Origin of the sequence: Pelagibacterium mangrovi, assembly GCF_036662815.1 — a bacterium.
GTDB classification, from domain to species: domain Bacteria; phylum Pseudomonadota; class Alphaproteobacteria; order Rhizobiales; family Devosiaceae; genus Pelagibacterium; species Pelagibacterium mangrovi.
In genome coordinates, this window is sequence record NZ_JBAFXA010000028.1 from 1 (window position 1) to 826 (window position 826).

Below are 826 nucleotides of genomic sequence, written 5' to 3' on the forward strand. Positions count from 1 at the left end.
AGGCCGGGCTGGTGATCAGATCATGGGCCTTCAACAGGCGGTAAACCGTGGCTTCGGACACGAAGTAGCGCTTCTCATCGGTGAAGCGCACCGCTAACTCGCGCGGTGACAGCTCGCTGTAATCGAGCGCCATCTCGACGATCTGGTCCTGGATGTCGTCGCCGATGCGGTTCCACACCCGGCTCGGCGCCGATGGTCGATCTTCCAGCGCCTCCGGCCCGCCCACGAGATAGCGGTCATACCAGCGGTAGAACGTCCGGCGAGCAATGCCGAGCTGGTCCAGCGTGTGCTTGGCGGGCAGGTGCGACTGCTCGACGATCCGAATGATCTCGAGCTTCTCGGATGCGGGATACCTCATTCGTCGTCGCCCCCATCCGCGATCATGCTTTTTTTAAGCAGGCGATTGTCCAGCGTGAGGTCGGCAACACATTCCTTCAGGGCGCGGGCTTCACGACGCAGGTCATGCACTTCGCCGGTGGTCGCAGCACGGGCGGTGTCTCCAGCGAGACGGCGCTTGCCGGCCTCCATGAACTCCTTCGACCAAGTGTAATACAGGCTCTGCGCGATGCCTTCCTTGCGGCACAGTTCGGCAATGCTGTCCTCACCGCGCAACCCATCGAGCACGATGCGGATCTTATCCTCGGCCGAGAAGTGCCGACGGGTCGCACGGCGGATATCCTTCACCACCCGCTCAGCAGGGACCTTCACCGGAGATTTTTTCAAGGAGGTTTTGGGCTTCATCTTCGTTCCTTCATCACTACGACGAAGCCCAAAACCTCCTTAACTTACAACCTCAAACCTGTGCCATGGGTGCTGACGGCGGACA

Annotated in this window: 1 pseudogene; it reads right to left on the reverse strand. The window is 60.5% G+C overall.

Annotation, left to right across the window (positions count from 1 at the left end):
* Positions 1-741: pseudogene (locus V4T21_RS19120) on the reverse strand (helix-turn-helix domain-containing protein); the annotation flags it as partial.
* Positions 742-826: the final 85 nt, after the last annotated feature.